Source organism: Roseateles sp. (genome assembly GCF_039595595.1).
Lineage (GTDB): Bacteria > Pseudomonadota > Gammaproteobacteria > Burkholderiales > Burkholderiaceae_C > Roseateles.
This window is the reverse complement of record NZ_JBCNLG010000003.1, coordinates 258,794-283,013: the sequence shown is the minus strand read 5'-3', so window position 1 is coordinate 283,013 and position 24,220 is coordinate 258,794. Positions and strand designations below refer to the sequence as shown.

At 68.6% G+C, this 24,220-nt stretch carries 23 protein-coding genes and 2 tRNA genes; 15 read left to right on the top strand and 10 right to left on the bottom strand.

Annotated elements, in window-relative coordinates:
• Positions 1-15: 15 nt before the first annotated feature.
• Together map and ABDW61_RS06400 are read right to left on the bottom strand one after the other, a co-directional pair.
• Positions 16-834 (bottom strand): type I methionyl aminopeptidase, encoded by an 819-nt coding sequence (gene map / locus ABDW61_RS06405; RefSeq protein ID WP_343637358.1) that lies wholly within the window; start codon positions 832-834, stop codon positions 16-18.
• 105 nt (positions 835-939) lie between these two features.
• Positions 940-1,767: an undecaprenyl-diphosphate phosphatase gene (locus tag ABDW61_RS06400; protein WP_343637356.1), complete on the bottom strand. Its 828-nt coding sequence runs from the start codon at positions 1,765-1,767 to the stop codon at positions 940-942.
• Between the two features lie 147 nt (positions 1,768-1,914).
• Here ABDW61_RS06400 and ABDW61_RS06395 point away from each other — a divergent pair, with 147 nt between their 5' ends.
• From ABDW61_RS06395 to ABDW61_RS06370, 6 genes are all read left to right on the top strand, one after another.
• The gene (locus tag ABDW61_RS06395) at positions 1,915-2,610 is read left to right on the top strand and encodes a TetR/AcrR family transcriptional regulator (RefSeq protein ID WP_343637354.1); all 696 of its coding nucleotides are present in this window, start codon (positions 1,915-1,917) and stop codon (positions 2,608-2,610) included.
• Positions 2,611-2,658: 48 nt separating this feature from the next.
• The gene (locus tag ABDW61_RS06390; RefSeq protein WP_343637352.1) at positions 2,659-3,312 is read left to right on the top strand and encodes a protein-L-isoaspartate O-methyltransferase; all 654 of its coding nucleotides are present in this window, start codon (positions 2,659-2,661) and stop codon (positions 3,310-3,312) included.
• 257 nt (positions 3,313-3,569) lie between these two features.
• Positions 3,570-4,937, top strand: coding sequence for a TolC family outer membrane protein (locus ABDW61_RS06385; RefSeq protein ID WP_343637350.1), 1,368 nt, complete (start codon positions 3,570-3,572; stop codon positions 4,935-4,937).
• 116 nt (positions 4,938-5,053) lie between these two features.
• Positions 5,054-5,839, top strand: a complete 786-nt coding sequence (yaaA, locus tag ABDW61_RS06380) for a peroxide stress protein YaaA (RefSeq protein ID WP_343637348.1) — start codon at positions 5,054-5,056, stop codon at positions 5,837-5,839.
• Between the two features lie 57 nt (positions 5,840-5,896).
• A complete protein-coding gene (locus tag ABDW61_RS06375; RefSeq protein ID WP_343637346.1) occupies positions 5,897-6,757 on the top strand; it encodes a 2OG-Fe(II) oxygenase in 861 nt (286 codons plus the stop codon).
• Between the two features lie 95 nt (positions 6,758-6,852).
• Positions 6,853-7,167, top strand: a complete 315-nt coding sequence (locus ABDW61_RS06370; RefSeq protein ID WP_343637344.1) for a hypothetical protein — start codon at positions 6,853-6,855, stop codon at positions 7,165-7,167.
• A gap of 95 nt (positions 7,168-7,262) precedes the next feature.
• On the opposite strand, the gene efp is transcribed toward ABDW61_RS06370, so the two are convergent.
• A complete protein-coding gene (gene efp, locus ABDW61_RS06365; protein ID WP_091733741.1) occupies positions 7,263-7,817 on the bottom strand; it encodes an elongation factor P in 555 nt (184 codons plus the stop codon).
• 146 nt (positions 7,818-7,963) lie between these two features.
• Positions 7,964-9,022, bottom strand: coding sequence for an elongation factor P maturation arginine rhamnosyltransferase EarP (gene earP / locus ABDW61_RS06360; RefSeq protein ID WP_343637342.1), 1,059 nt, complete (start codon positions 9,020-9,022; stop codon positions 7,964-7,966).
• Positions 9,023-9,054: 32 nt separating this feature from the next.
• Between earP and uvrC the strand changes: the two genes are divergently transcribed.
• From uvrC to ABDW61_RS06325, 7 genes are all read left to right on the top strand, one after another.
• Positions 9,055-11,133 (top strand): excinuclease ABC subunit UvrC, encoded by a 2,079-nt coding sequence (gene uvrC / locus ABDW61_RS06355; protein WP_343637340.1) that lies wholly within the window; start codon positions 9,055-9,057, stop codon positions 11,131-11,133.
• A 70-nt stretch (positions 11,134-11,203) separates the two neighbouring features.
• Positions 11,204-11,749: a hypothetical protein gene (locus ABDW61_RS06350; RefSeq protein WP_343637338.1), complete on the top strand. Its 546-nt coding sequence runs from the start codon at positions 11,204-11,206 to the stop codon at positions 11,747-11,749.
• Positions 11,750-11,825: 76 nt separating this feature from the next.
• Positions 11,826-12,392 (top strand): CDP-diacylglycerol--glycerol-3-phosphate 3-phosphatidyltransferase, encoded by a 567-nt coding sequence (gene pgsA / locus ABDW61_RS06345; RefSeq protein ID WP_343637336.1) that lies wholly within the window; start codon positions 11,826-11,828, stop codon positions 12,390-12,392.
• A 134-nt stretch (positions 12,393-12,526) separates the two neighbouring features.
• Entirely contained in the window at positions 12,527-12,799 is a 273-nt protein-coding gene (locus tag ABDW61_RS06340; RefSeq protein ID WP_067270581.1) for an HU family DNA-binding protein, read from the top strand.
• A gap of 10 nt (positions 12,800-12,809) precedes the next feature.
• A tRNA-Val gene (locus tag ABDW61_RS06335) sits at positions 12,810-12,885 on the top strand.
• Between the two features lie 102 nt (positions 12,886-12,987).
• Entirely contained in the window at positions 12,988-14,904 is a 1,917-nt protein-coding gene (locus ABDW61_RS06330; protein WP_343637334.1) for a peptidylprolyl isomerase, read from the top strand.
• Between the two features lie 125 nt (positions 14,905-15,029).
• Positions 15,030-15,105 (top strand) — tRNA-His (locus ABDW61_RS06325).
• Positions 15,106-15,154: 49 nt separating this feature from the next.
• On the opposite strand, the gene ABDW61_RS06320 is transcribed toward ABDW61_RS06325, so the two are convergent.
• The 3 genes from ABDW61_RS06320 to ABDW61_RS06310 form a co-directional block, all read right to left on the bottom strand.
• Positions 15,155-16,483, bottom strand: coding sequence for a hypothetical protein (locus ABDW61_RS06320; RefSeq protein ID WP_343637332.1), 1,329 nt, complete (start codon positions 16,481-16,483; stop codon positions 15,155-15,157).
• Positions 16,484-16,606: 123 nt separating this feature from the next.
• Positions 16,607-18,526: a S41 family peptidase gene (locus ABDW61_RS06315; protein ID WP_343637330.1), complete on the bottom strand. Its 1,920-nt coding sequence runs from the start codon at positions 18,524-18,526 to the stop codon at positions 16,607-16,609.
• Positions 18,527-18,536: 10 nt separating this feature from the next.
• Positions 18,537-20,081 (bottom strand): hypothetical protein, encoded by a 1,545-nt coding sequence (locus ABDW61_RS06310; RefSeq protein ID WP_343637328.1) that lies wholly within the window; start codon positions 20,079-20,081, stop codon positions 18,537-18,539.
• A gap of 139 nt (positions 20,082-20,220) precedes the next feature.
• Here ABDW61_RS06310 and ABDW61_RS06305 point away from each other — a divergent pair, with 139 nt between their 5' ends.
• Positions 20,221-21,018, top strand: a complete 798-nt coding sequence (locus ABDW61_RS06305; protein WP_343637326.1) for a uracil-DNA glycosylase family protein — start codon at positions 20,221-20,223, stop codon at positions 21,016-21,018.
• Between the two features lie 15 nt (positions 21,019-21,033).
• Here ABDW61_RS06305 and ABDW61_RS06300 read toward each other — a convergent pair whose 3' ends face one another.
• On the bottom strand, positions 21,034-22,821 hold the full coding sequence (locus tag ABDW61_RS06300; RefSeq protein WP_343637324.1) for a thiamine pyrophosphate-requiring protein: 1,788 nt from the start codon (positions 22,819-22,821) through the stop codon (positions 21,034-21,036).
• A 114-nt stretch (positions 22,822-22,935) separates the two neighbouring features.
• Here ABDW61_RS06300 and ABDW61_RS06295 point away from each other — a divergent pair, with 114 nt between their 5' ends.
• Positions 22,936-23,421, top strand: a complete 486-nt coding sequence (locus ABDW61_RS06295) for a hypothetical protein (protein ID WP_343637322.1) — start codon at positions 22,936-22,938, stop codon at positions 23,419-23,421.
• Between the two features lie 25 nt (positions 23,422-23,446).
• Here ABDW61_RS06295 and ABDW61_RS06290 read toward each other — a convergent pair whose 3' ends face one another.
• A complete protein-coding gene (locus tag ABDW61_RS06290; protein WP_343637320.1) occupies positions 23,447-23,698 on the bottom strand; it encodes a hypothetical protein in 252 nt (83 codons plus the stop codon).
• The gene (locus tag ABDW61_RS06285) at positions 23,695-24,213 is read right to left on the bottom strand and encodes a hypothetical protein (RefSeq protein WP_343637318.1); all 519 of its coding nucleotides are present in this window, start codon (positions 24,211-24,213) and stop codon (positions 23,695-23,697) included. Before ABDW61_RS06285 ends, ABDW61_RS06290 begins: the two co-directional genes overlap by 4 nt.
• Between the last annotated feature and the right edge of the window lie 7 nt (positions 24,214-24,220).

Sequence of the window (24,220 nt, the reverse complement as noted above, 5' to 3'; positions counted from 1 at the left end):
GGCGCTCCGCGGCGGTCAGGCCGGGACGGCCCGCGGCTGCACGAATTCCGGCGGCGGCGGCGTGCCGGCCGACTGCGTCAGGATCTCGTAGCCGGTCTCGGTGACCAGCACCGTGTGCTCCCACTGCGCCGACAGCGAGCGGTCCTTGGTGACGATGGTCCAGCCGTCGCCCATCTCGCGGACGTCGCGCCGGCCGGCGTTGATCATCGGCTCGATCGTGAAGATCATGCCGGGCACGAGCTCCTCGAGCGTGCCCGGACGGCCGTAGTGCAGCACCTGCGGCTCTTCGTGGAACTTCTGGCCGATGCCATGGCCGCAATACTCGCGCACGATGCTGAAGCCGGCGCTCTCGGCGAAGGTCTGGATCGCGTGGCCGATGTCGCCCAGCCGGGCCCCCGGCCTGACTTTCTGGATGCCCTTCCACATTGCGTCGTAGGTGAACGAGCACAGCCGCTTGGCCGCGATCGACCCCTCGCCGACGACGAACATCCGGCTCGTGTCACCGTGCCAGCCGTCCTTGATCACGGTGACGTCGATGTTGACGATGTCTCCGTTCTTCAGCGGGCGGTCGTTGGGGATGCCGTGGCAGACCTGGTGGTTGATCGAGGTGCAGATCGACTTCGGATACGGCGTGTAGCCCGGCGGCTGGTAGTGCAGCGGGGCGGGGATGCCCTGCTGGACGTTCACGATGTAGTCGTGGGCCAGCTTGTCGAGCTGGTCGGTCGTGACGCCGGGCTTGACGTGCGGGGTCAGCATGTCCAGCACCTCGGACGCCAGACGGCCGGCGATGCGCATGGCGTCGATGTCGGCGCCGGTCTTGATCGTGATGGTCATAGGGCGCGCATTTTAGGCGCTTGGCCATCCCCTTGCCGGGGGATGGCCCGGCGCCCTCCCGGTGCACCCTCCCGGCACCATTTCGGCGCCGGGAGGCCGGAGCGCTCAGTCCGCCCAGACGATCACGCCGGTGTAGGCCGTCACCAGCACCACGATGCCGAAGGCGATGCGGTACCAGGCGAAGGGCACGAAGCTGTGGCTCGCGATGTAGCGCAGCAGCCAGCGCACGCAGATCCAGGCGCTCACGAAGGAGAAGAACAGGCCCACCGCGAACAGCGGGATGTCCGCCGCGGACAGCACGGCGCGCTCCTTGTACAGGCTGTACAGGCCCGCGCCGATCAGCGTCGGAATGGCCAGGAAGAAGCTGAAATCGGTGGCCGCCTTGCGCGAGAGGCCCAGCAGCATGCCGCCGATGATGGTCGCGCCGGAGCGGCTGGTGCCCGGCACCATCGCCAGGCATTGCACGAAGCCGACCTTCAGCGCGTCCAGCGGCGACATCTGGTCGACATCCTGGATGCGCACCGCGGTCTGCTGGCGGCGCTCCGCCCACAGGATGATGAAGCCCCCCAGGATGAAGGTGCTGGCCACCACGATGGGGGTGAACAGGTGCTCCTTGATGACCTTGCCGAACAGCAGGCCCAGCACCACTGCAGGGAGGAAGCCGATGGCCACGTTCAGCACGAACTTGCGGGCGCGGGCGTCGCTGCCCAGGCCCGAGGCGGTCTCGCGCAGCCGCTGCCAGTAGACGATGACCACGGCCAGGATGGCGCCGGTCTGGATGGCGATGTCGAAGACCTTGCCCCGGGCGTCCTCGAAGCCGCCGAGCAGCGAGCCCGCCAGGATCAGGTGGCCGGTCGAGGAGATCGGCAGGAATTCGGTCAGGCCCTCGACGATCCCCATGATCGCGGCCTTGATCAGCAGCACAGTGTCCAAACTTCGACTCCAATTCGGGTCGCCTCGCTCGGGTCCGGAGGCGGTCGGCGCGGATCATAGCCGTGGGGCGTGACCGGCTTGACCACCTCGAAAGCCGACGGCTACATTACTGACCGGTTAGTCAGTTAGCAGTTCCCGCCCCATCTCATGCCTCGCGCTTCCGCCAAGACCGCCCCCCCGGCGCCGCCCTCCGCCCGTCAACGGCGCAAGGAGGCGCGGCCGCAGGAGCTGCTCGAAGCGGCGCTGTCGCTGTTCGTCGAGAAGGGTTTCGCCGCCACCCGTTCGGAGGAGGTCGCCGCCCGCGCGGGGGTGTCCAAGGGGACGCTCTATCTCTACTACCCCTCCAAGGAGGAGCTCTTCAAGGCGGTGGTGCGCGAGTCGCTGGGCGCGAAGATCGCCGAGGGCGTGGCCGAGCTCGGCAAGCATCAGGGGTCGATGGCGGAGCTGCTGACCTGGATGCTGTGGAGCTGGTGGGAGCGACTGGGCCTGACGCCGGCCGGCGGCATCCACAAGATCATGATGAGCGAGGCCGGCAACTTCCCCGAGCTGGCCGCGTTCTACACCACTGAGGTCATCGAGCCCAGCTGCGCGCTGCTGGCCGAGGTCGTGCAGCGGGGCATCGCCTCGGGGGAATTCCGCGACGTCGATCCCGACGCGACCGTGATGGTGCTGATCGGTCCGGTGCTGCACCTGGTGCTGCACCAGCATTCGATCGGCGCGGCCGGCGTCGAGCACGCCCACAAGCCCACGCCGGAGCAGGTGCTGGGCCTGCAGCTCGAACTCATGTTCGAGGGACTTCTCAACCGCCCGCGCGATCCGGCCACGGGCCGCCCGCCCGCCTAGAATACCGCCCGCATTCGGCGCGCCATGGGGCCGCCCAGAGGACTGAACATGAACTTCGAACAAGCCCGCTTCAACATGATCGAACAGCAGATCCGTCCATGGGATGTGCTGGATCCCTCGGTGCTGGCCCTGCTGGCCGTGGTCAAGCGCGAGGACTTCGTGCCGGCCGCCTATCGCAACATGGCGTTCACCGACGTCGAGCTGCCGCTGGCCAATGGCCAGAAGATGCTGCCCCCGCGCGTGGAGGCCCGCTGGATGCAGGAACTGAAGATCGAGCGCCACGAGAAGGTGCTCGAGATCGGCACCGGCAGCGGCTACATGGCCGCGCTGCTCGGTCACAAGGCGCAGCAGGTGTTCACCGTCGAGAAGGACGAGCAACTGGCCGCGCAGGCGCGCGATGCGCTGCGCCGCAACGGCGTGCTGAACGTGACCGTGGTGGCGGGCGACGGCGTCAAGGGCCTGGCCGGCGAGGCGCCGTTCGACGTGATCCTGCTGTCGGGCTCGGTGCCGCAGGCGCCGCAGGCGCTGCTGGACCAGCTCAAGATCGGCGGCCGCATGGGCGTGATCGTCGGCGACGAGCCCGCGATGAGCGCCCGCATCATCACCCGCACCGGCGAGCGCGAGTTCGCCACGAAAAACCTGTTCGAGACCGTCGTCCAGCGCCTGGATGGCTTCGACACGGGCTCGCACTTCACGTTCTGAGCGCGGGTGGTGCGGGGGGAGCGGCAAGCAGCCCGTCGCGCCGTATTGCCACCAGGGGGTGCGAAGTCTGCAAGTCGTCGCATTTCTTTCGAGACAGGCGGGGGAGGTGATCTATAACCTCGCCCGCGGCACCGTCAGGCGGATCGGAGGCGATCGATCCGGCGGCGCCGAGCTACTGAATCCCGGCCGCGGCGCTGTCGCAGCCGGTCCGCAGTCGGACCGATCCGAAGAACATTACATCGATACGAGGATGCCTCATGGCCGCTGAACGCCGTACGTCTCCGACCTCCCGTCTGCCGCGGGTCTCGCTTCTGGCCGCGGCGCTCGCGCTGATGGCGGGAGCGGTCCAGGCGCAGAGCCTGCAAGAGCTGTACGACGCGGCCCGCGCCTACGACGCCACGTATCTGGCGGCCCGGGCGACGGCGGATTCGGCCCAGTACCGCTATGGCCAGACGCTGGCGCTGGCGCGGCCGTCGGTGGGCCTGGGCGTCGGGGCGACGCGCACCGAGACCGATCTGCCCGCCATTCCCACGCTGGGTGGCACCACCAACCCGGGCTGGCAGGGCAACACGACCACCAACGCCGGCCTGAACGCGAAGTACGCCATCTTCAATCGCCCGAACGCCGGCAGCATCGAGCAGGCGCGTCTGGGCGTCGATGTCGCCCAGTCCGACCTGCAGAACGCCGAGCAGGACCTGATCGTGCGCGTGGCCCAGGCCTACTTCGACGTGCTGGCGGCGAAGGACACGCTGGCGACGTCGAGCGCGAACAAGGCCGCGATCGCGGAGCAACTGGCCTCCGCCAAGCGCAACTTCGAGGTCGGCACCGCGACCATCACCGACACCCGCGAAGCCCAGGCCCGGTACGACCTGGCGACGGCGCAGGAGCTGGCCGCCGACAACGACCTGCGCGTCAAGCGCGTGACGCTGGATCAACTGGTCGGCCGCGTCGGCGTCGAGCCTCGGCCGCTGGCCGTGCCGGTGGCGCTGCCGCCGGTGGCGCCGTCCACCGTCGAGCCCTGGGTGAGCCAGGCCGAAAGCGCTCACCCGTCCATCCGCAAGGCCCAGCTGGGACTGGACATCGCCAAGATCGAGATCGAGCGCGCGCAAGGGGCCCGCTATCCGACCGTCGACCTGAACGCCACGCTGGGCGTGCAGCGCCAGACCGGCGAAGGCCTGAGCTACACCGGCACCACGAAGTCCGGCACGCTGGGCGTGTCGGTCAACCTGCCGGTCTACAGCGGCGGCGCGATCACCAACCGCATCAAGGAGACGATGGCGCTGGAGGAGAAGTCCCGCAACGACCTGGACTTCGCCCGGCGCAGCGTGGAGGAGGGCACCAAGCGCGCCTTCTTCGGCGTGCAGTCGCTGCAGGCGCAGGTCAAGGCCTATGAGGCCGCGGAGGCCTCGTCCAAGCTGGCGCTCGAGGCGACGCAGCTCGGCTACAAGGTCGGCGTGCGCGTCAACCTCGACGTGCTGAACGCGCAGACCCAGCTCTACACGACGCAGCGCGACCTGGCCAAGGCGCGCTACGACGTGCTGGTGAACAGCCTCAAGCTGCGCCAGGCCTCCGGACAGCTGCGTCCCGAGGACGTGAGCGCGATCAATACGCTGCTGGCGAAGTAAGCCGCCCGCGGACCTGATCCGGCCAAGGCCGCCTGCGGGCGGCCTTCGTGCATCCGGACCCGGTCGCGCGCCGCGGGTGACAGGTCTTGCGCCATCTCGCGCGACAATCCGCCCCCATGCTGTACGTCATTTCCCCCGCGAAATCCCTGGACTACGACACCCCCACGCCGCCCGAACTGGCCGCGCTGGCGAGCCGTCCGCAGTTCGTGCCCCAGGCGGCCGAGCTGATCGAGATCCTCAAGACGAAGTCGCCGGCCGACATCGGCGGCCTGATGGACATCTCCGACGCGCTGTCGACGCTGAACGTTGCCCGCTATCACGCGTGGTCGACCCGATTCACCGACAAGAACAGCAAGCCCGCCGCGCTGGCCTTCAACGGCGACGTGTATGACGGCCTGCAGGCCGGCACCTTGTCGGTCGACGACCTGCAGTGGGCGCAGCGCCATCTGGCGATCCTGTCCGGCCTCTACGGCGTGCTGCGGCCTCTGGACCGGTTGCAGCCCTACCGGCTGGAGATGGGCACGGCACTGAAGAACGACAAGGGTGGCAACCTCTACGCCTACTGGGGCGACTCCATCGCCGAGCACCTGAACGCGCAGTGCGCGCAGCTCGCCGCGCCGGTGATCGTCAACCTGGCCTCGCAGGAGTACTTCAAGGCCGCCGCCCGCAAGGCCTTGAAGCCGCGCGTCATCGAATGCCAGTTCGAGGACTGGAAGGGTGGCCGCTACAAGGTCATCAGCTTCTTCGCGAAGCGGGCGCGCGGCCTGATGGCGCGCTACGCGATCCAGCACCGCATCGGCACGCCGGCGGGGCTGCTGGCGTTCGCGGCCGACGGCTACGCCTACGCCGCCGAGGCGAGCGAACCCGACCGGCTGGTCTTCCGGCGCAGGCTCGCCGAATGACGCGCTTGAAGGGCCTCGATACAAGCGGAAACGGATCCTTTTGATACCGTTGCGGACATGAGCACCACGCAATACCTCACGCCGGAACTGCGCGACTGGGTGGCCGCGCAATTGGCCAACGGCATCACCCGTGAAGCGCTGTACCAGGCGATGCTGACCAGCGGCTGGCAGCCGGACATGGCGCAGCAGGCGCTGGCCGAGCACCGGCCGTTCGAGCCGCCGCTGCGGTTGCCTGAGCTCCCCGAGCCGGCCATCGAGCCCGGCACGCTGCCCGAACCCGATTTCAGCGATCAACGCAGCGTGCTGCTGCCGGACGGCCACCGCGTCCAGATCCTGATGGCGCTGCAGCGGCCGCGGGTGATCGTGTTCGGCAATCTGCTGTCCGAGGAGGAGTGCGACGCCATCGTCACCGCCGCGGGCGCGCGGCTGGCGCGCTCGGAGACGGTCGCGGCGCGGCGCGAGGGCAGCGAGGTGAACTCGGCCCGCACCAGCGAGGGCATGTTCTTCGAGCGTGGCGAGAACGAGGTCGTCGCGCGCGTGGAGCGCCGCATCGCCTCGCTGGTGAACTGGCCGGTCCGCAACGGCGAAGGCCTGCAGGTGCTGCGCTATCGCGCCGGCGCCGAATACCAGCCGCATTACGACTACTTCGACCCGCGCCACGCGAGCAGCAAGGCGATCCTGGAGCGGGGCGGTCAGCGCGTCGCGACGCTGGTGATGTACCTGAACACGCCCGAGCGCGGCGGCGCGACGGTCTTCCCGGACATCAAGCTCGACGTGATGGCGCAGAAGGGCAATGCCGTGTTCTTCAGCTATGACCGGCCGGACCCCAGCACGCTGACGCTGCATGGCGGCGCGCCCGTGATCGAGGGCGAGAAATGGGTCGCCACGAAATGGTTACGTCAGGGCGAGTTCGTTTGACGCGCTCTTGATCGGCCGGGCGCTAGACTCGGCCTGTCGCGCCGGCCGCCATCCTGGGACGGGCCGGCGTTCGTTGTCTTGAAGAAGGAATCCTCATGAAGTCGTTGATCGCCGCCTTGAGCACCGCCTTGCTGGCCACCCTCGCGCAGGCGCAGAGCCAGCCGATGCCGCCCGCGACGGCGCCGATCCCGGCCGCCCAGGCCGACATGGCCGCCCCCGCCGCCAAGCCCGCCAAGTCCGGCACCAAGCACAAGGCCGCTGGCAAGACGGCGAAGAAGGGCGGAAAGCACACGGCCAAGAAGTCCGGCGCGAAGAAGCCGGCCCAGCATGCGTCGTCGGAGAAGTCCGGCTCGAAGAAGGTCGCTCACGCTGGCAAGACCAGGAAGGCCAAGCGCAGCGCCAGCGCCTGATCGCCTTCGTGCCCCGGCGACAGCCTCGCCGGTCCGCGCCCCAAAAGAAAAAGCAGCCCGAGGGCTGCTTTTTCGTTGGGCGCCGGGCGGGAGGCTCAGACGCGCTTGCGGTATTCGTGGGTCCGCGTGTCGATTTCGATGTTGTCGCCTTGCGCCACGAAGATGGGCACGGGGATCTCGAAACCGGTGGCGATCTTGGCGGGCTTCAGGACCTTGCCCGAGGTGTCGCCCTTGACGGCCGGTTCGGTCCAGGTCACTTCGCGCACGACGCTGGTCGGCAGTTCCACCGAGATCGCCTTGCCGTCGTAGAACACCACTTCCACTTCCATGCCGTCCTGCAGGTAGTTGATGGCATCGCCCATGTTCTCGGCTTCGACTTCGAACTGGTTGTATTCGGTGTCCATGAACACGTACATCGGGTCGGCGAAGTAGGAGTAGGTGCACTCCTTCTTGTCGAGGATGATCTGGTCCATCTTGTCGTCGGCCTTGAAGACGACTTCCGTGCCGGAGTTGTTCAGCAGGCTCTTCAGCTTCATGCGCACCGTCGCGGCATTACGGCCACCGCGGCTGTATTCGGTCTTCAGCACGACCATGGGGTCCTTGCCGTGCATGATCACGTTGCCGGCGCGGATTTCTTGAGCGATCTTCATGATGATTCCGGGAGATTGGGTCCGGGCACAGTCACTTGGATGCTTGGAGATCCGAACTGTTCCGGCGGTGTGAGGCGTTCGGCGCTGGTTCGGGGAACCGCGCGTTCAGAACGCGAAAAGCCGCGCATTCTAGCTCGAAAGGCCTGTCACGCGCCACTCGCGCGCCGGGCAAAGGCCTGCAGCCGCGAGGTCAAATCCACTTGCGCCGCCAATTGGGCACGCCACGCGCGCGCCTGCGCGACGGCGGCGGGCCGCTCGCGCAGGGCCTCCGCGCAGGCCGGTGTCCACGGTCCCAGCCCGTTCCACGCGCGCGACAAGGCGCGCCAGTTCGCGGCCCATCGGCCCTCGGCGCCCGCCAGCGCGGCGTCCAGGAAAGCCTCCAGCTTCGGCCCGTGCGCGCCGTCGTCCTGGAAGTAGATCTGCCACAGCATCGGCTGGCCGGCCCATTGCGCGCGCACGAAGGAGTCCTCGCCGCGCACGAGGTTCAGGTCGCAGGACCAGAGCAACTGGTCGTAGCCGTCCTGCGTCAGATGAGGGAGCGCGAGCGCGCGCTGCCCGTCGCGCAGCAAGGCCGGCACGGCGTTCTGGGCAGCCCCGGGGCAGAGCAGCAGCAGCCAGCCGGGGCCGAGCGCCTCGAGCAAGGGCGCCAGCGGCGCCTGCGGATACGCGAACAGGCTCAGCACCCGCTCGCCGGGGCGGCGTCCCCAGCCGCGCGCCGTGAGCCAGGCGTCGGCGTGATGCGCGGTGACGGCGTCGAGGAGTCCGGGCTCCCGGATCAGGCCGCCGGTGCGGTCGTTGAAGCCGGGATAGAAGAACCATTTGTCGAGTCCCGCGCCCGGTCCGGAGAACTGCGGCGACTTCAGTCCATGGCTGCGCTCGACGTAGCTTTCGGCGCTGAGGTATTCGAGGTTGATCCAGGCCGGCCGCACGGGCCGCGCGGCCATCGCGGCAACGAAGGGTGCGGGCAGCTCGCAGCCGAAGGTCTCGACGACGACATCGCCCGGTGCCGCCGCCACGCTCTCGTCCCACGGCCGGCAGTTCAGGCCCTGGACGGCCTGCGGCTGCATCCATGCGAGCGGCGACAGGTCGTCGCACCAGAGCCGCGCCTGCTCGCCGCGCCGGGCCAGATCGCGCGCCAGCCGCAGGCAGACGCCGAGATCCCCGTAGTTGTCGATGACGCGGCAGAAGATGTCCCAGATCGGCATCGCGCGATTATCAAGCGGCACAATCGCGCCCCATGAGCACGATCCCCGCCGGCGCCAGCGAAGTGCCGGATCCGAATCCTTCCGAGCCCTCCGGCTCCCCCGCGGACACCGGGGTCCCGCCGTCCGCCGTCATCGAGGCCGCCGAGTCGCGCCGCGTCGCCGACCTGGAGCGCGCCGCGCGCGAGGTCCGCGACCGGCTGCTCGCCGAGGTCCTCGCGCTGCCGCAACTGCCCGGCGTCTATCGCTACTTCGACGCGCAGGACCAGGTGCTCTACGTCGGCAAGGCGAAGAACCTGAAGCGGCGCGTCTCCAGCTATTTCCAGAAGGACCACGGCGGCACGCGGATCGGGATGATGGTCGCGCGCATCGCGCGGCTGGAGACCACGGTCGTGCGCACCGAAGCCGAGGCGCTGCTGCTCGAGAACAACCTGATCAAGGCGCTCAATCCGCGGTTCAACATCCTGTTCCGCGACGACAAGAGCTATCCCTACCTGCGCCTGTCCGGCCACGCCTGGCCGCGCATCAGCTACTACCGCGGCGCGGTGGACAAGCGCCATCGCTATTTCGGTCCGTTCCCCAGCGCCTGGGCGGTGAAGGAATCCATCCAGTTGATCCAGAAGGTCTTCCAGCTGCGGACCTGCGAGGACACCGTCTTCAACAACCGCAGCCGGCCCTGCCTGCTGCACCAGATCCACCGCTGCACCGGCCCCTGCGTGCCCGAAGGGCAGAACGAGGCCTACCGCCGCAACGTCAGCAACGCCGAGCGCTTCCTGCTCGGCGAGACGCAGGAGGTGATGGACGCGCTGCAGACGCAGATGATGTCGCACGCCGAGCGCTTCGAGTACGAGCAGGCGGCGGGCATCCGCAATCAGATCACCGCCTTGTCGAAGGTGCTGCAGCAACAGGCGGTCGACGAGAACAGCGCCACCGGCCGCGATCGCGACGTCGACATCCTCGCGGTGAGGCTGCAAGGGGGGCGCGCCTGCGTGAACCTGGCGATGGTGCGCGGCGGGCGCCACCTGGGCGACCGCGCCTACTTCCCCAAGCATGTCGACGACGCCACCGCCGTCCAGTTGCTGGACGACGAAGACCTCGTGCCGGCCGAGGGCGCGAGCGGAGAGGGGGATGTGCCCAGCGTCCAGCCGCCCAGCCCCGAGCGCCAGGTGCTGGAGGCCTTCATCGCGCAGCACTATCTGGAGATGCCGGTGCCGTCGCTGCTGGTGCTGTCGGACGCGGTCGACCCGGCGCTGGCCGAGGCGCTGAGCGCGCAGGCCGGCTACCGCGTCACGACGCAGGCGCAGCCGCGCGGCCAGCGCCGCATCTGGCAGGAGATGTGCATGAAGGGCGCGGAGCTGGCGCTGGCGCGGCTGCTGTCGGAAGAGGGCTCGCAGCAGGCGCGCACGCGCGCGTTGGTCGATGCGCTGGACCTCAGCGTCACGGAGCTCGACAAGTTCCGCATCGAGTGCTTCGACATCAGCCACACCGCCGGCGAGGCGACGCAGGCCTCGTGCGTGGTCTTCGAGGGCCATCAGATGCAGAGCAGCCAGTACCGCCGCTTCAACATCGAGGGCATCACCGGCGGCGACGACTATGCCGCGATGCGCCAGGTGCTGACACGCCGTTACAGCAAGATGGCCGAGGCCGCCCAGAATGGCACCGGCCGCATGCCCGACCTGGTGCTGGTGGACGGCGGCAAGGGGCAGGTGTCGATGGCGCGCGAGGTCTTCGAGGAACTCGGCGTCGACCTGAGCCTGATCGTCGGCGTGGAGAAGGGCGAAGGCCGCAAGGTGGGGCTCGAGGAACTGGTGTTCGCCGACGGCCGCGAGAAGGTGTACCTCGGCCGCGATTCGGCGGCGCTGATGCTCGTCGCCCAGATCCGGGACGAGGCGCACCGCTTCGCCATCACTGGTATGCGGGCCAAGCGGGCCTCGATCCGCACCGGCGGCTCGCGGCTCGAGGACGTGCCCGGCGTCGGGCCGAAGAAGCGCGCGCAACTGCTGCAGCGCTTCGGCGGTGTCCGCGGCGTGGCCGGTGCGAGCGTTGAGGAGCTGTGCTCGGTCAAGGGCATCTCGCGCGAGCTGGCCGAGGAAATCTATCGCGCGCTGCATTGAACGGCGCGCGGATGTTGGGAAAGCAATGGCAACGGCAATGGCAACGGCGACGGCAACGTCGATGGACACGATGGATCGAACTTCACTGAGGCGCCTTGCGCGCTGGACCGGCAAGCTGGCGCTGGCCCTGTCGCTGGCGGCCTGCGGCGCGCCGGCTTCGCGCGCGCCGTCGCCGCCGCCGCCGCAGGAGCCGGCGCGCGAGATGGCCGCCACGCCGATCGCGCCGGCCGCGCCGGTGCCCACGCCGCCAGCGGTGCGCCGCGGCCTGCCGCTGCCGGCCCCGCATGCGGTCACCACGCATGAGGACTTGCGCCGCCAGGCGGCGATGCGCATGGTCGCGGCCAATCCGGAAGGCACCTACATGGGCGAGGTCCCGCCGGAGCTGCTCGCGATCCCGGTGCTGGAGGTCGAGCTCAATCAGGACGGCTCGATCAGGCACATCCGCGTGCTGCGCAAGCCCACGCAGGCCGAGGACACCATCGAGGTCGCCATCGCCGCGGTGCGCCGCGCCGCGCCGTTCGGCGATGTCAGCCGGCTGCCCAAGCCCTGGAAGTTCGTCGAGGTCTTCCTCTTCGACGACGACCGCCGCTTCAAGCCGCGCACGCTCGACGACTGAAGGCGCCGCGGCGCGGCGCGCCGATGAAGCGAATACCGGGGGCCAGGCACTCCGAAACCTGGGCACAATGCCGCCCATGTTCTGGACGCTGCCAACCTTGCTGACCTGGGCCCGCATCGTGGCCATCCCGCTGATCGTCGGGGTGTTCCACCTGCAGATGGCGCCCGCCCATCAAAACCTGCTGGCCACCGTCCTGTTCATCACGGTCGCGCTGACCGACTGGGCGGATGGCTACCTGGCGCGCAAGCTCAACCAGACCTCGTCCTTCGGCGCCTTCCTCGATCCGGTGGCGGACAAGTTCCTGGTCTGCGCGGCGCTGCTGGTGCTGCTGGAACAGCAGCGCGTGGACGCGCTGGTCGCGCTGGTGATCGTGGGGCGGGAGATCGCGATTTCCGCGCTGCGCGAGTGGATGGCGCAGATCGGCGCCTCGCGCTCGGTGGCGGTGCACATGCTGGGCAAGCTCAAGACGACGGTGCAGATGGTGGCCATCCCCTTCCTGCTGTTCGACGGCAGATTGTTCGGCCTCATCAACACGCGGCTGTGGGGCACCTGGCTGATCTATCTGGCCGCGGTGCTGACCATCTGGTCGATGGTCTATTACCTGCAGAAGGCGTTGCCCGAGATCCGGGCCAAGGCGCGCTGACGCGCCTGCCTGGCGGCGCCTTTGCCACCCCTTTGTATCGGGACTTCCCCCTTGTCGGGCCACCTGGGCAATGCGTCTAGAATCCGCTTCCCGCGCCGTTCGGCGGCCTGGCAATCCAATGAGGGGGTACCTTCGTGAACAAGTCCGAATTGATCGAGCACATCGCCAAGCAGGCGGACATTTCCAAGGCCGCCGCGGGGCGTGCGCTGGAAGCCGTGATCGGCGGTGTGAAGACCACGCTCAAGAAGAACGGGACGGTGTCGCTGGTGGGCTTCGGCACCTTCAGCGTCACGAAGCGCGCCGCGCGCACCGGCCGCAACCCGCGCACGAACGAGGCGATCAAGATCAAGTCGGCCAAGGTTCCCAAGTTCCGTCCGGGCAAGGCCCTGAAGGACGCGGTGAACTGACCCAGATGCCGGGCGCTTAGCTCAGTTGGTAGAGCACCTCCCTTACACGGAGATTGTCGGCGGTTCGAGCCCGTCAGCGCCCACCAGAAATCCGAGGCAGGTCCATGGTTCCCGTGGACTAGAATGCCGCGGCCCAAAGGCGAACCCCGGTTCGCCTTTGTCGTATGTGAAATGACCCGAGGTTGTTGATGTTTGATTTCGTTCGCAAGCACACGCGGCTGTTTCAGTTCCTGCTGCTGATCCTGATCCTGCCGTCCTTCGTGCTGCTCGGCGTGGAGGGCTACAGCCGCTTCATGGACGGCAGCAACGCCGCGGTGGCGACCGTCGATGGCCGCAAGATCACGCAGTCCGAGTGGGACCAGGCGCAGCGCCAGCAGACCGAGCGCATGCGCCAGCAGGCGCCGACGATGGACCCGAAGGTGTTCGACTCGCCGGAAGTGCGCAAGGACGTGCTGGAAAACCTGCTGCGCGAGCGCGTGCTGGCCGCGGTGGTGGCCGACGAGCATCGCAGCATCAGCGACGACCAGTTGCTGGACCTGATCCGCAACGATCCGCAGTTCGCGACGCTGCGCAACCCTGAAGTGGCCAAGCAGATCGCCGCGCAGCAGGGGCTGACGGTGGACGGCCTGCTGCAGCGCCTGCGGCAGGAGTTGCAGATGAACTCGGTGCTGGGCCCCCTGGCGCAGAGCGCGCTGCCGACGCAGGCGAGCGCCACGCTGGCCTTCGATGCGCTGCTGCAGCAGCGCCAGGTGCAGTTCCAACCGTTCGCCGCGAAGGACTTCGCCGCGACGCTGGCGCCGAAGGATGCGGAGCTCGAGGCCTACTACAAGGACCCGAAGGTGGCGGCGAAGTTCCAGCTGCCCGAGAGCGCCGACATCGAATACGTCGTGCTGGACGCCGCCGCGCTGCAGGCCGGCGTGACGGTGCCGGCGGACGAGGCGCAGAAGTTCTACGACAACAACAAGGCCCGCTACACCACGGACGAGGAGCGCCGCGCGAGCCACATCCTGATCAAGGCGGGCGCGGACATGTCGGCGGCCGACAAGGCCAAGGCGAAGGCCAAGGCCGAGGAACTGCTGGCGCAAGTCCGCAAGAACCCGGCGAGCTTCGCCGAGGTCGCGACGAAGAACTCGCAGGACCCGGGCTCGGCCGCGCATGGCGGCGACCTGGACTTCTTCGGCAAGGGCGCGATGGTCAAGCCGTTCGAGGACGCCGTCTACGCGCTGAAGAAGGGCGAGATCAGCAACGTGGTGCAGTCCGATTTCGGCTATCACATCATCATGCTGACCGACGTGCGCGGCGGCCAGGTGCGCCCGTTCGAGACGGTGAAGGCCGAGATCGAGGCCGAGCTGCGCAAGCAGCTGGCGCAGAAGCGCTACAGCGAGATGGCCGAGGACTTCGGCAACACGGTCTATGAACAGAGCGATTCGCTGAAGCCGGCGGCCGACAAGTTCAAGCTGACGATCCAGAAGGCGACGGTGCGCCGCAAGCCGGCGCCGGACGCGACCGGCCCGCTGGCCTCGGCCAAGCTGCTGGAGGCGGTGTTCGACAACGACGCGCTGAAGAACAAGCGCAACACCGCGGCCGTCGAAGCCGGCGGCAACCAGCTGGTGTCGGCGCGGGTCGTCGACTACAAGCCCGCGCGCGTGCCGGCGCTGGCCGAGGTCAAGCCGGCGGTGACGGCGGCCTGGGTGCAGGAGCACGCGGCCGAGGCTGCGAAGAAGGCGGGCGAAGCGCGCCTGGCCGAGCTGCAGAAGGGCGGCGACGCCAAGGGCCTGGGCGAGGTGGTGACCGTGTCGCGCGCCAAGCCCGGTGTGCTGCCGCAGAAGGCGCTGGACGCCGTGTTGCGCGCGGACGCGTCGAAGCTGCCGGCCTACGTCGGCGTGGATGCGGGCGAGGGCAACTACTTCGTCGTGAAGATCGAGAAGCTGCTGCCGCGCGATCCCGCGCTGATCGATGCCAAGCGTGCCGCCGAGCAGTACGCGCGCGCCTGGAGCGCCGCCGAGATGCAGAGCTACTACAACGTGCTGAAGGCCGAGTACAAGGCCTCGATCAAGCCGTCGGCGCTGAAGGCGGCGGCGGCCGCGTCCGCGCCGGGCAACTGAGGCCGCAGACTGCCCTCTGGGCGGCATTCGCGCGGGTCTGCGGTGCTTTCGAAAGAATTTTCAAGAGAACCGCAGAAAGTGCTTCCTCCAGAGGAAAAAGTCGGCCATAATCTATGTCTTCGTCGGTGGCTGTAGCTCAGTTGGTAGAGTCCCAGATTGTGATTCTGGTTGTCGTGGGTTCGAGTCCCATCAGCCACCCCACCGAATAGAAGAAACCCCCGCAAGACGCAAGTCCTGCGGGGGTTTTGCTTTATTGGGGTGGCATTCCGCCGAACGGGGGCTGACCGGTGCTGCCGGTCCACGTGAAAGTGCCGGAGCCGGGGCTGACCATGTTCATGTTGAACCCGGTGGCGACAGGTTGTGCCAATGGCGCCTTGGGTGCGAATTCGGTCACCAGCTTTTGAGCCGCTGCCTCTATCGCCGCGATGACCGACTGTCCGACATCAGCGAAGTTGTTTAATTGAATGAAGCGCTGAGGGAAACTCTCGAAGTTGTCTTTCGTGACGTCGGCAATCGTGTATCCCGCCGACAGGAGATATCCCTTGTCGATGCCAGCGCCGGTAATGTTGAACTCCTCCGCCTTCGAGCGCTCGCCGTGCGCCGCCCAGGCCCTCTCGGGCTGAAGCGCCACGATCGCTTCCGCCAGATCCCCGGCGGCGAAAGTCAATTCATCCTTGACCCCTGACCAACAAGCGGTCTTGTCTTGCGAATTGGCGAAACGCGATTTGATGATCTGTCTGGTTCGGTAGTGAAGATAGGTTTGAAGCGGATGGGCGTCGACGATTCCTCGGAGGTCGAGCGGTTGATACGAGGCTGCGCCGCTCGAGAAAAGGCCTGTCGAATTGGTCGTGTAGCCAGTGCGGAAGGTGACCGCCTGTTCCGACTCGATGGGGATGTTGGACTGAATCCATTCGGCCACCTTCAAGGCGGCACTCTTGTTATGCAATCCCTGCTTCCGCATCATCGCGTAGCACGAATATAGATTGACCGCCTTGGTTTCATCGGTGAAATGTCCCTCGCTCTGCAATGAAGCGAGGAAAGTGTCCAGATCGAGATCGGCGACGCTGCCAGGGCTTCCGTGGGCAATCAGATGCAGCGTTGAGGTGTCCGCCGGTCGGGTCTTGTACTTCGCCTTGAGTCTTCCGGTCTCCGTGGAGGGCTGACTGGACGTTTTCTTTTCGGTGTCTGAACTGGCGGGTTCGGGGCTCTCCGTCATGGGCTCCGCGTCGATCACGGGAGCGCCTTTCTCCGTGAAGGTGTGAATGGGATTTGGAGCCGGGAGCGCATCCAATGCCGCGGAGAACATGGCGTCGTTCTCCTTGTATCCCACGACGATCGACGTCCGCTGCACGACCGCCGGAGGACGAAGGGTCTGGGCAGATGCGCGGCCCCCGCCGAGCGCGGCGATGACTTGCCGTTGCGCGAGCATGCGGGGCGAGTGGTCGATCGCCGCTTGCCAGCTTGACGGCGGCGCGGTCGCGGTGCACGCGCTGGTGCATGAGTGGGGCTGCCTTTCCCCTGCGACGGCCTGCCGTCGGCTGTCATCCTCTCGCGGGAGCTTCGGCGGGTTGACCTTCATGCGAGCGACTCCAGACGATGGAACGGTTGCCCAGCCTATCGGGGGCAGCGCCGCGGGGCCATCGGTCGAATGCTGAGATGCGCCGTTCCAAACGATGGGAGCGATGGGAGGGCGTGGTCGCCGCTAAGCCAATGGCAGCCGCCGCCTCTGAACGACCCTGCCTCCCTCGCGGCATGCGATCTCCAGCGTCGTTCCACTCGCAGGGCGGGGCAGGGTCACGGTCCCATCGGCGATCGGACGCGCCGCTTGCGCGGGCCGTCCGTCGACGTAGATCTCCAGCTCGTCGAGGCCCTTCGTCGTGATGCTCACTTCGTCCGTCCTCAGCGCCACCCGCAGCGCCGTGCGCGGCGCGCCGGTGAGTAGCTCCGCGCAGTACGCGATCAGGTCGGCATTCCCCTCCAGCACATCGCGCCGTGTCATCGCATACGGAATCCCCGCGACGCCGAGGTCCTCGATCGGCACTCCGGCCGCATCGCCGCAGCGCACCGCGCGGCGGAACGCCATCGTGAAGCTCACGCCCTTGGGCAACGGAGGGATCTCGAACTCCGTCCCTTCGAGCGCATCGGTGAGGTCCTGGCTGGTCCACACATTGGCGCCGCCGGCGCCGGTCGCCTGCCCGACGCACACCAGCGCGCCGATCTCGTTGTCGACGAAGCCGGCGCAGAACAGATCGCCTGAGGAATACGTGTTGGCATCGGCCACGCACACCACCGGTCCGCCGTAGCGCTGCCCGACGTCGTTGCACCAGGCTGGATCGGTGATCGGCAGCGCTTGCGAATAGGCCTCGCCCGTCGCGATGGCCGATTCCAGCGAACTGATCCACGGCTCCAGCTCCATGCGATTGAATGCGCTGCGCGCCATCGCGCGGGTCAGCGGCGTGGCGACCAGGCTGAAGCGCGTCGGCGACACCGGATCCGGCGTGAACAGCTGCAGCAGCCGCTCCGCGGCCCAGATCAGACCGCCCGGATTGCCGCGCACATCGATGATCAGTCCCGCATCCGGCAGCTGCTCGACGAGCTGCGCGACCTCGTTGACGAAGGCGTCATGATCCTCGACGTCGAAGGTCCAGATGCGCAGGTAGCCAATCTCGCCAAGCGCCGTGCCCGTCGCGACGCGGCGCGCGGAGAGCGCATCGGGAAAGCGTGTCTCGAGCCAGCCGGCGTCGCGCGCCGCCTGGCGCTGGTCCTCAGCCTCCCATTGCGCGCCGGAGAACATCAGCTTCTTGGCGCGCCGGACATGCTCCGCGGCGGGACTGACGGCGAGCCGCAAGGCCGCGTGCGCGCCGGGCGCCACGCCGGACTTCGCGCGGCCTGGACGCACGACATGCCACGGGATGCGGATCTCGCGCACCGGCTGACCCGCGCGCTCGCGAAAGCCGATGTCCACCCACATCTCGTCCGGTGGCGGCCCGTACCGCAGCGAGCGGAAGGTCAGCGACTCCAGCGCCCGCGCCAGCCGCGCGTCGGGACGTCCACCGGTCTCGCGGTCGGCGTGCAGCGCAACGGCGCGCTCGAAGCGCATGCCGTTCCAGGTCTCGAGCAGCACGCCGGGCTTGAAGCGCGGGTCCTGGATCAGCGTCGACGGCGCGACCTTGCTCACCAGGAAGGCCGGCGCGTCGATGGAGCCGTATTGCTCGACCAGGAAGGGCAGCCGCGCGACGGCCTCGCCACGTCCCGCCGGGCCGGCGTAGAGCGTGTGGGCATCGCGCAGGTCGACCACCAGGCCGGTGAGCACGAGGTGGAACTCCGCGTCGCTCATCTCGGCAGCCTGCAGGCGCAGCAGCTGCAGCGCCTGCACCGGATCGTTGGCATAGCCGGCGCGCTTCTGCGGCAGGTGGCAGTAGGCGCCGCCCAGCGCGGTCAGCAGCGCGTCGACGACGAGCTCGCGGTCGGCCGCATCGAGCGTCTCGTCAGATCGCACCGCCGTCTTCGCGCGGCTGAGCGCCGCGCGCATCGCCCGGCCGCCGAGCGGCGTGCCGGTCTGCGCCTTCAGCAGCGCGGTGGAGGGACTGGCCTTGGCCGAGCGGGCCGGCTTTGCCGCCATCGTGGTCTCCTCATGCGTAGAACGCGGCCAGCCCGTCCAGCAGGCCGCCATGGAAGCCGCGACCCGGGATCGCGGCGAAGAAGGCCGCGTCGTGCTCGAGCGGCTGAAGCGGCGGCACGACGACCTGCGCGAGGTCCTTGGGCAGGCCGCCGATCGGCACCTTGCCCAGCGGCATGTCCAGCGCCAGCCGCAATCGCGGCGGGCCGCCCGTGCCGCGGCTTGCCGCGAAGGCCTTCTTCGCGGCGTCGATCTCCTGCTTCGGCGCGGCGCGCACCTGCTCCATGCGGGCCAGCACCTCGGCGAAGTCCCAGGGCTGCGAAGGATCGTCCAGCCGCACCATCGACAGCGTCCGCTTCCTGCCTGCGATCCGCAGGGCCGAAGGCGCGCTCGCCCTGGCCGTCTTCATCAGCACCGGATCGCCGTACAGCGGCCGGCCGCCGACGGCGACGAAGCGCACGTCCTTCTCGGTGGCCGCGAGCACCGTGGCGAACGGGTCGGCCTTGCTGGCGGCATCGATGACCACGACATCGCCGAGCGCCTGCGGCTGCAGCCGCCCGGCCTGCACGCCCCAGGCGCGCAGCAGCGCATCGCCCGGCACGCAGGTGATCATCCGCAGAAGGTCGAAGGGCGTGAGGCCCCAGCCCTCGGCCTGGCTCACGAGCGCCGCGACCTTGAGTTCGCCCAGCACGTTGCGCGTGCCCGAGGGCCCCCAGTCCGAGCCGACGCACACCGGGATGCCGCTGGCCAGCGCCGAGGGCACGTCCGTCGTGCTCCCATACAGCCAGAGGTTGGAGAACGGCGACCAGACGATCGCGCCGGGCTCCGTCCAGGCGCCGTAGTCGCCGGGGTTCACCGCGTTGGTGTGGATGGCGACGAAGCCGCGTTGCAGGCAGCCGCACTTGCGCGCGCTCTGATACTCGCGCTCGACGATCGAGTTCACCTGACCTTCGGCACAGTGATAGATGAAGGAGGCGCCGGCCTTCATCTGCGCGGCGCGCGACGCGAGCATATCGGGCTTGAGCGTCAGCGTCGACGACAGCACCTGATTGGACTTGACGCTGCCGCCGAAGCTGTCGTCCTCGACGTTGCGGACCATCCAGCCATCCAGCGGCCGGTTCTTCGGCGGCGAGCCCTGGATGCTGGTCGTGCCGCCGACCAGCGCCCGCACCTCGGCGTACGCGAGCAACTCCTGCGGCGCGGCCTCGATGAACGCATACGCGGGCCAGGTGATGTCGGCCGCATAGGTGCGCGCCGACGGCCACGAATCGTGATGCAGGAAAGGGATCGTGCGGCCCGGCTCGGTCCACAGCGGCAGCGTCGCGTAGGCCAGATGGCTGTGCAGGTCGACGAAGCCCGGCAGCACCAGGTCGCTGCCCACGTCGATGGCCGGCGCCTGGTCGAAGCCGGCCGGTCCGGGCGCGTTGCCGCGCGTGATGCGTTCGATGCGGCCGTCGTCGCCGATCCAGACCTTGCCGGCGAAGGCCTCCCGCTCGGTGGCGGCGACGGCGGTGTCCTGCGTGAGCGGGACGATGCGTCCCGAGATGACCAGACTCACAGGGCCTCCCATGCCTGGCGTGAATCGTTGGGGGCATCTTCGATGGCGAACACCTGGGCCGTCGAGGGGCTTGGGCCCGCGCCATCCTCTCCCTTGAGGATGACGCCGGCCGGCCGCGCGTTCGAGGATCCCGGGATCCATGGAGGCCGAGATGCGCAACGACCCCTTCGACACCGGCCCGACGGGCGCGTTCAGGACGCTGTGCCGGAAGTACCCCGACGACACCGTGTACCCGGGCGCGAATGGCTTCCGCTCGCTGTGGGGGCCGATCTTCTATCGAGGGCGCGCGACGGGGAGTGCGCGGCTGCTGGTCATCGGCCAGGACCCGGCGCAGACCGAGGCGGTCACGCGCCGCATCCTGTCGGGACAGGCGGGGCGGCGTGTGCAGGGCTTCGTCGAGAAGCTGGGCTTCACGAAGAGCTACCTGATGATCAACGCCTTCCTGTACGGCATCTACAACCAGGACATGGCGCTGCCGCACCTGAACGATCCGGCCATCCAGGCCTATCGCCACCAATGGCTGGAGGCGGCGTTCGCGCCGGGGAAGATCGAGGCGGTGGTCACCTTCGGCACGCCGGCCTTCGAGGCCTGGACCGCATTCAAGGCCACGCCGGCGGGGCAGGCCGTCACCGCGGTCCATCAGCGGGCGCTGCATCCGACGGCAGACAAGCCAGGCGGGCCGATCACGCGCAAGGATCTGCTCGACAACTGGAATGTCGCGCTGAAGAAGCTGCAGCCGAAGATCCAGCATCCCGACGAGGCCCGTCCGCTGGTGCTCTACGGCAGCGACTTCAAGGCGGACGAGCTGCCGGAGATTCCCAGCCAGGATTTCCCGATGGGCCTGCAGCCCTGGATGCGCAGCACCGACTTCTGGGCCGGCATGTCGCCGACGCCGGGCACGGAACGGGCCAACATCTCGATCGTGGTGCCTTCATGAGCGGCCGTGTGGGATTCAAGGGCGCTTGGCGACGTTGGCCCACAGTTCGCGCAACGTGGCGGCGATGACGCCGCGCGCGTCGGGATCCCCATGCAGCAGCGCCTTGGCGTACTGCAGCATCTGCTTCTTCTCGACGTGGGGCGGCAAGGGCGGGACGTCCGGGTCGACGACCATCTGCAGCAGCGTCGGCCGGTCCGCGGCCAGCGCCTGGTCCCAGGCGCCCGCCACGTCGCCGGGGCGATCGACGCGGATGCCTTCCAGCCCGAGCAGGCGCGCGTAATCGGCATACGGGAAGGCGGGCAGGGTCTGTGATGCCTCGAACTTGGGATCGCCCGCCGTGACGCGCTGCTCCCAGGTCACCATGTTGAGGTCGGCGTTGTCCAGCACCATGACCACCAGGCGCGGATCGGCCCAATCCCGCCAGCGATGCGCGATCGTGACCAGCGTGTTGATGCCGGTCATCTGCATCGCGCCATCGCCGACCAGGGCAATCACCGGCCGCTCCGGATGGGCGAGCTTGGCGGCCAGCGCGTACGGCACGCCGCAACCCATGGACGCCAGTCCGCCCGACACCGAGCCCATCATCCCGGCCTGCGCCTTCAGATCCCGGGCATACCAGCCGGCGGCGGTGCCCGAGTCGCAGCACAGGATCGCCTGGGCCGGCAGCCGCGGTGACAGCTCCCAGAACACGCGCTGCGGATTGACCGGATGGGCCTCGACCATCGCGCGCGATGCCATCAGCCGCCACCAGTCGCTCACCTCGGACTCGATCCGCTCGCGCCAGCGGCGGTCCGGCTTGTGGACCAGATGGGGCAGCAGCGCCTCGAGCGTGAGGCGGCTGTCGCCGATCAGGTTGGCCTCCATCGGATAGCGCGTCGACACGCGCCGGCCGTCGATGTCGATCTGCACGCCGCGAGCCTGGCCTTCCTTGGGCAGGAACTCGGCATACGGGAAGTGGGAGCCGACCATCAGCAGCGTGTCGCACTCGTTCATCAGCGTCCAGCTGGGCTTGGTGCCGAGCAGGCCAATGGCGCCGGTCACGAAGGGCAGGTCATCCGGCACAGCCATCTTGCCCAGCAGCGCCTTGGCGATGCCGGCCCCCAGCCGCTCCGCCACCTGGATCAGCGCGTCCCCGGCGTGCAGCGCGCCAGCGCCGGCCAGGATGGCCACCCGCTCGCCGGCGTTGAGGATGTCCGCGGCGGCGCGCAACTGGGACTCGTCCGGCACGCCCGGCGGCGCGGTCCAGCCGATGCCGGTGTGCACGGTGTCATGCGCGCGCGGCGGCTCGGTCACCGCGTCGAGTTCCTGCAGGTCGTGCGGCACGATCACGCAGGTCACGGTGCGCTGGTCCCGCGCGATCCGCATTGCGCGGTCGATCAGATGCCGCACCTGGGCCGGCGCCATCGCGGTGTGGACGAACTCGTGCGCGACGTCCTTGAACAGGCTGTGCAGGTCCACCTCCTGCTGGTAGTCGCCGCCAATGGCGGTGCGCGCGCTCTGGCCGACGATCGCGACGACCGGCATGTGATCGGCCTTGGCGTCGTACAGGCCGTTGAGCAGATGGATCGCACCGGGACCGGAGGTCGCCATGCAGACGCCGACCTCGCCGGTGAACTTCGCATGCGCGGTGGCCATGAAGGCGGCCAGTTCCTCATGCCGCACCTGCACGAAGGCCATCCCATGCTGCTGGCGACCGAACGCGCCCATCAGGCCATTGATGCCATCGCCGGGATAGCCGAACACACGGTGCACGCCCCAGGCGTGGAGACGGTCGAGGATCTGGTCACTGACGGTGGCGGGCATGGCAGGGCTCCGGAGAAGCAGAGCCGAGTTCCGGCAAGCGGCACTCCGCCGCGCCGAGGCCGGCCGCGCGGGAGCGCGTCTTGCTGGTCCGGCGCATCACTGCGGGAGCACGCCATGCGCGATTCGACGAAGGGGCACACGCTGAGGGGGATCGTCGCCGGCCTGGGCTTGGCCGGGTGCGCCGCGCTCGGCGCGCTGGCGCAGGGCAACACGGCGCCGCCGGGCAAGTCGCACGACGGTGACCGCGTGGTGCTCGGCGACGACAACACCTACTTCCACACGCACAGCCGCGTGCGCATCCCGCGGGGCCGCATTCCGCCGCAAGGGCAGTGTGGTCTCTGGTATCCCGACAAGAAGAGCGACGAGCAGCCGCCGGCGTTCAACTGCTCGCCGCCGACGGCGGTGGAACCTGGGGGCTTCCTGATCACGCCGGGGCAGGACCCCAACAGCGTCGAGGTCGCGGTCTACGACAAGAAACGCCCCGGTGTCGTCATCGCGCGCGGCATGTTTGACGCGCGCACGGGCGGCATCCTGCGAGCGCTCGATCCGAAGAAGGCCTCCGACGCGGTGGTCGGCGGCGAGCGCGGCACCCGCAACTGAGCGGGCACCGGCGCGCGCCATCGGCTCAGCGCTTGTCGGCGCCAGTGGCCGGGACGTGCGTCGGCTCGGTGCCGCCTCGGGCGGGCGACTCGAAGGTGTCCGAGCTCGCGGGTGGATTGACGCTCGGCGTGTCGCCATAGCCGTCGCGCGCATTCTCGACCGCATCGCGTTCCTGCTCGCCCAGACGCTTCGCTTCGTCCGTCTTCGGCTTGTCGGCAGGATCCGCGGAACTGGTGACCGGCGTCGGCGTGCTTTGCCGGGACGTGGGGGCGTTCATGTCGGCGCTCCTTCGGTGGCGGGGTCTTCGCCGCAGCGGCGCAGCGTGCCGTCGGCGAGGCGATCGCGGTAGTCCTCGATCGACATCGAGCCGCAGCGCTCCTGGCCATCCTCGGTCCAGCGCAGCACGGCGCGATGCTCGCTTTGCTCGATCGTGCAAGGACCGCGCGGCACCTGCGCCGCGTCCTCGACCGTGGCCTGCAGCGTCATCGGCCGCTCGACGAAACCCTCGCAGGGCGCGGACAGCTCGGGCCCGCTCGTGTCGGCGCCACCCGAGTGATCGGCGGGCGCCGATTCGCTGCCGGGTTTCAGGGTCCAGTCCTTGGCGTCGCGCAGGGTCGTGTGCGGCTCCAGGATCTTGGTCGCGCCACCGACGGCGATCGGATCGCTCGCCGGGAAGGTGTCCTCGATCGCGTTGTCCAGCAGCTCCTGATAGGTCGGCACTTTCTCGTGCGGCTGCTTGGCCTCGCCGGCCAGGCGCCGGTCCTGCTTCTTCAATTGATCGGCTTGCGGCATGGGCATT

Bases quoted from the DNA above. Each gene is read 5' to 3' on its own strand.
- map (WP_343637358.1), bottom strand. From the start codon at position 834: ATGACCATCACGATCAAGACCGGCGCCGACATCGACGCCATGCGCATC.
- ABDW61_RS06395 (WP_343637354.1), top strand. From the start codon at position 1,915: ATGCCTCGCGCTTCCGCCAAGACCGCCCCCCCGGCGCCGCCCTCCGCC.
- ABDW61_RS06390 (WP_343637352.1), top strand. From the start codon at position 2,659: ATGAACTTCGAACAAGCCCGCTTCAACATGATCGAACAGCAGATCCGT.
- ABDW61_RS06385 (WP_343637350.1), top strand. From the start codon at position 3,570: ATGGCCGCTGAACGCCGTACGTCTCCGACCTCCCGTCTGCCGCGGGTC.
- yaaA (WP_343637348.1), top strand. From the start codon at position 5,054: ATGCTGTACGTCATTTCCCCCGCGAAATCCCTGGACTACGACACCCCC.
- ABDW61_RS06375 (WP_343637346.1), top strand. From the start codon at position 5,897: ATGAGCACCACGCAATACCTCACGCCGGAACTGCGCGACTGGGTGGCC.
- ABDW61_RS06370 (WP_343637344.1), top strand. From the start codon at position 6,853: ATGAAGTCGTTGATCGCCGCCTTGAGCACCGCCTTGCTGGCCACCCTC.
- efp (WP_091733741.1), bottom strand. From the start codon at position 7,817: ATGAAGATCGCTCAAGAAATCCGCGCCGGCAACGTGATCATGCACGGC.
- earP (WP_343637342.1), bottom strand. From the start codon at position 9,022: ATGCCGATCTGGGACATCTTCTGCCGCGTCATCGACAACTACGGGGAT.
- uvrC (WP_343637340.1), top strand. From the start codon at position 9,055: ATGAGCACGATCCCCGCCGGCGCCAGCGAAGTGCCGGATCCGAATCCT.
- ABDW61_RS06350 (WP_343637338.1), top strand. From the start codon at position 11,204: ATGGATCGAACTTCACTGAGGCGCCTTGCGCGCTGGACCGGCAAGCTG.
- pgsA (WP_343637336.1), top strand. From the start codon at position 11,826: ATGTTCTGGACGCTGCCAACCTTGCTGACCTGGGCCCGCATCGTGGCC.
- ABDW61_RS06330 (WP_343637334.1), top strand. From the start codon at position 12,988: ATGTTTGATTTCGTTCGCAAGCACACGCGGCTGTTTCAGTTCCTGCTG.
- ABDW61_RS06320 (WP_343637332.1), bottom strand. From the start codon at position 16,483: ATGAAGGTCAACCCGCCGAAGCTCCCGCGAGAGGATGACAGCCGACGG.
- ABDW61_RS06315 (WP_343637330.1), bottom strand. From the start codon at position 18,526: ATGGCGGCAAAGCCGGCCCGCTCGGCCAAGGCCAGTCCCTCCACCGCG.
- ABDW61_RS06305 (WP_343637326.1), top strand. From the start codon at position 20,221: ATGGAGGCCGAGATGCGCAACGACCCCTTCGACACCGGCCCGACGGGC.
- ABDW61_RS06300 (WP_343637324.1), bottom strand. From the start codon at position 22,821: ATGCCCGCCACCGTCAGTGACCAGATCCTCGACCGTCTCCACGCCTGG.
- ABDW61_RS06295 (WP_343637322.1), top strand. From the start codon at position 22,936: ATGCGCGATTCGACGAAGGGGCACACGCTGAGGGGGATCGTCGCCGGC.
- ABDW61_RS06290 (WP_343637320.1), bottom strand. From the start codon at position 23,698: ATGAACGCCCCCACGTCCCGGCAAAGCACGCCGACGCCGGTCACCAGT.
- ABDW61_RS06285 (WP_343637318.1), bottom strand. From the start codon at position 24,213: ATGCCGCAAGCCGATCAATTGAAGAAGCAGGACCGGCGCCTGGCCGGC.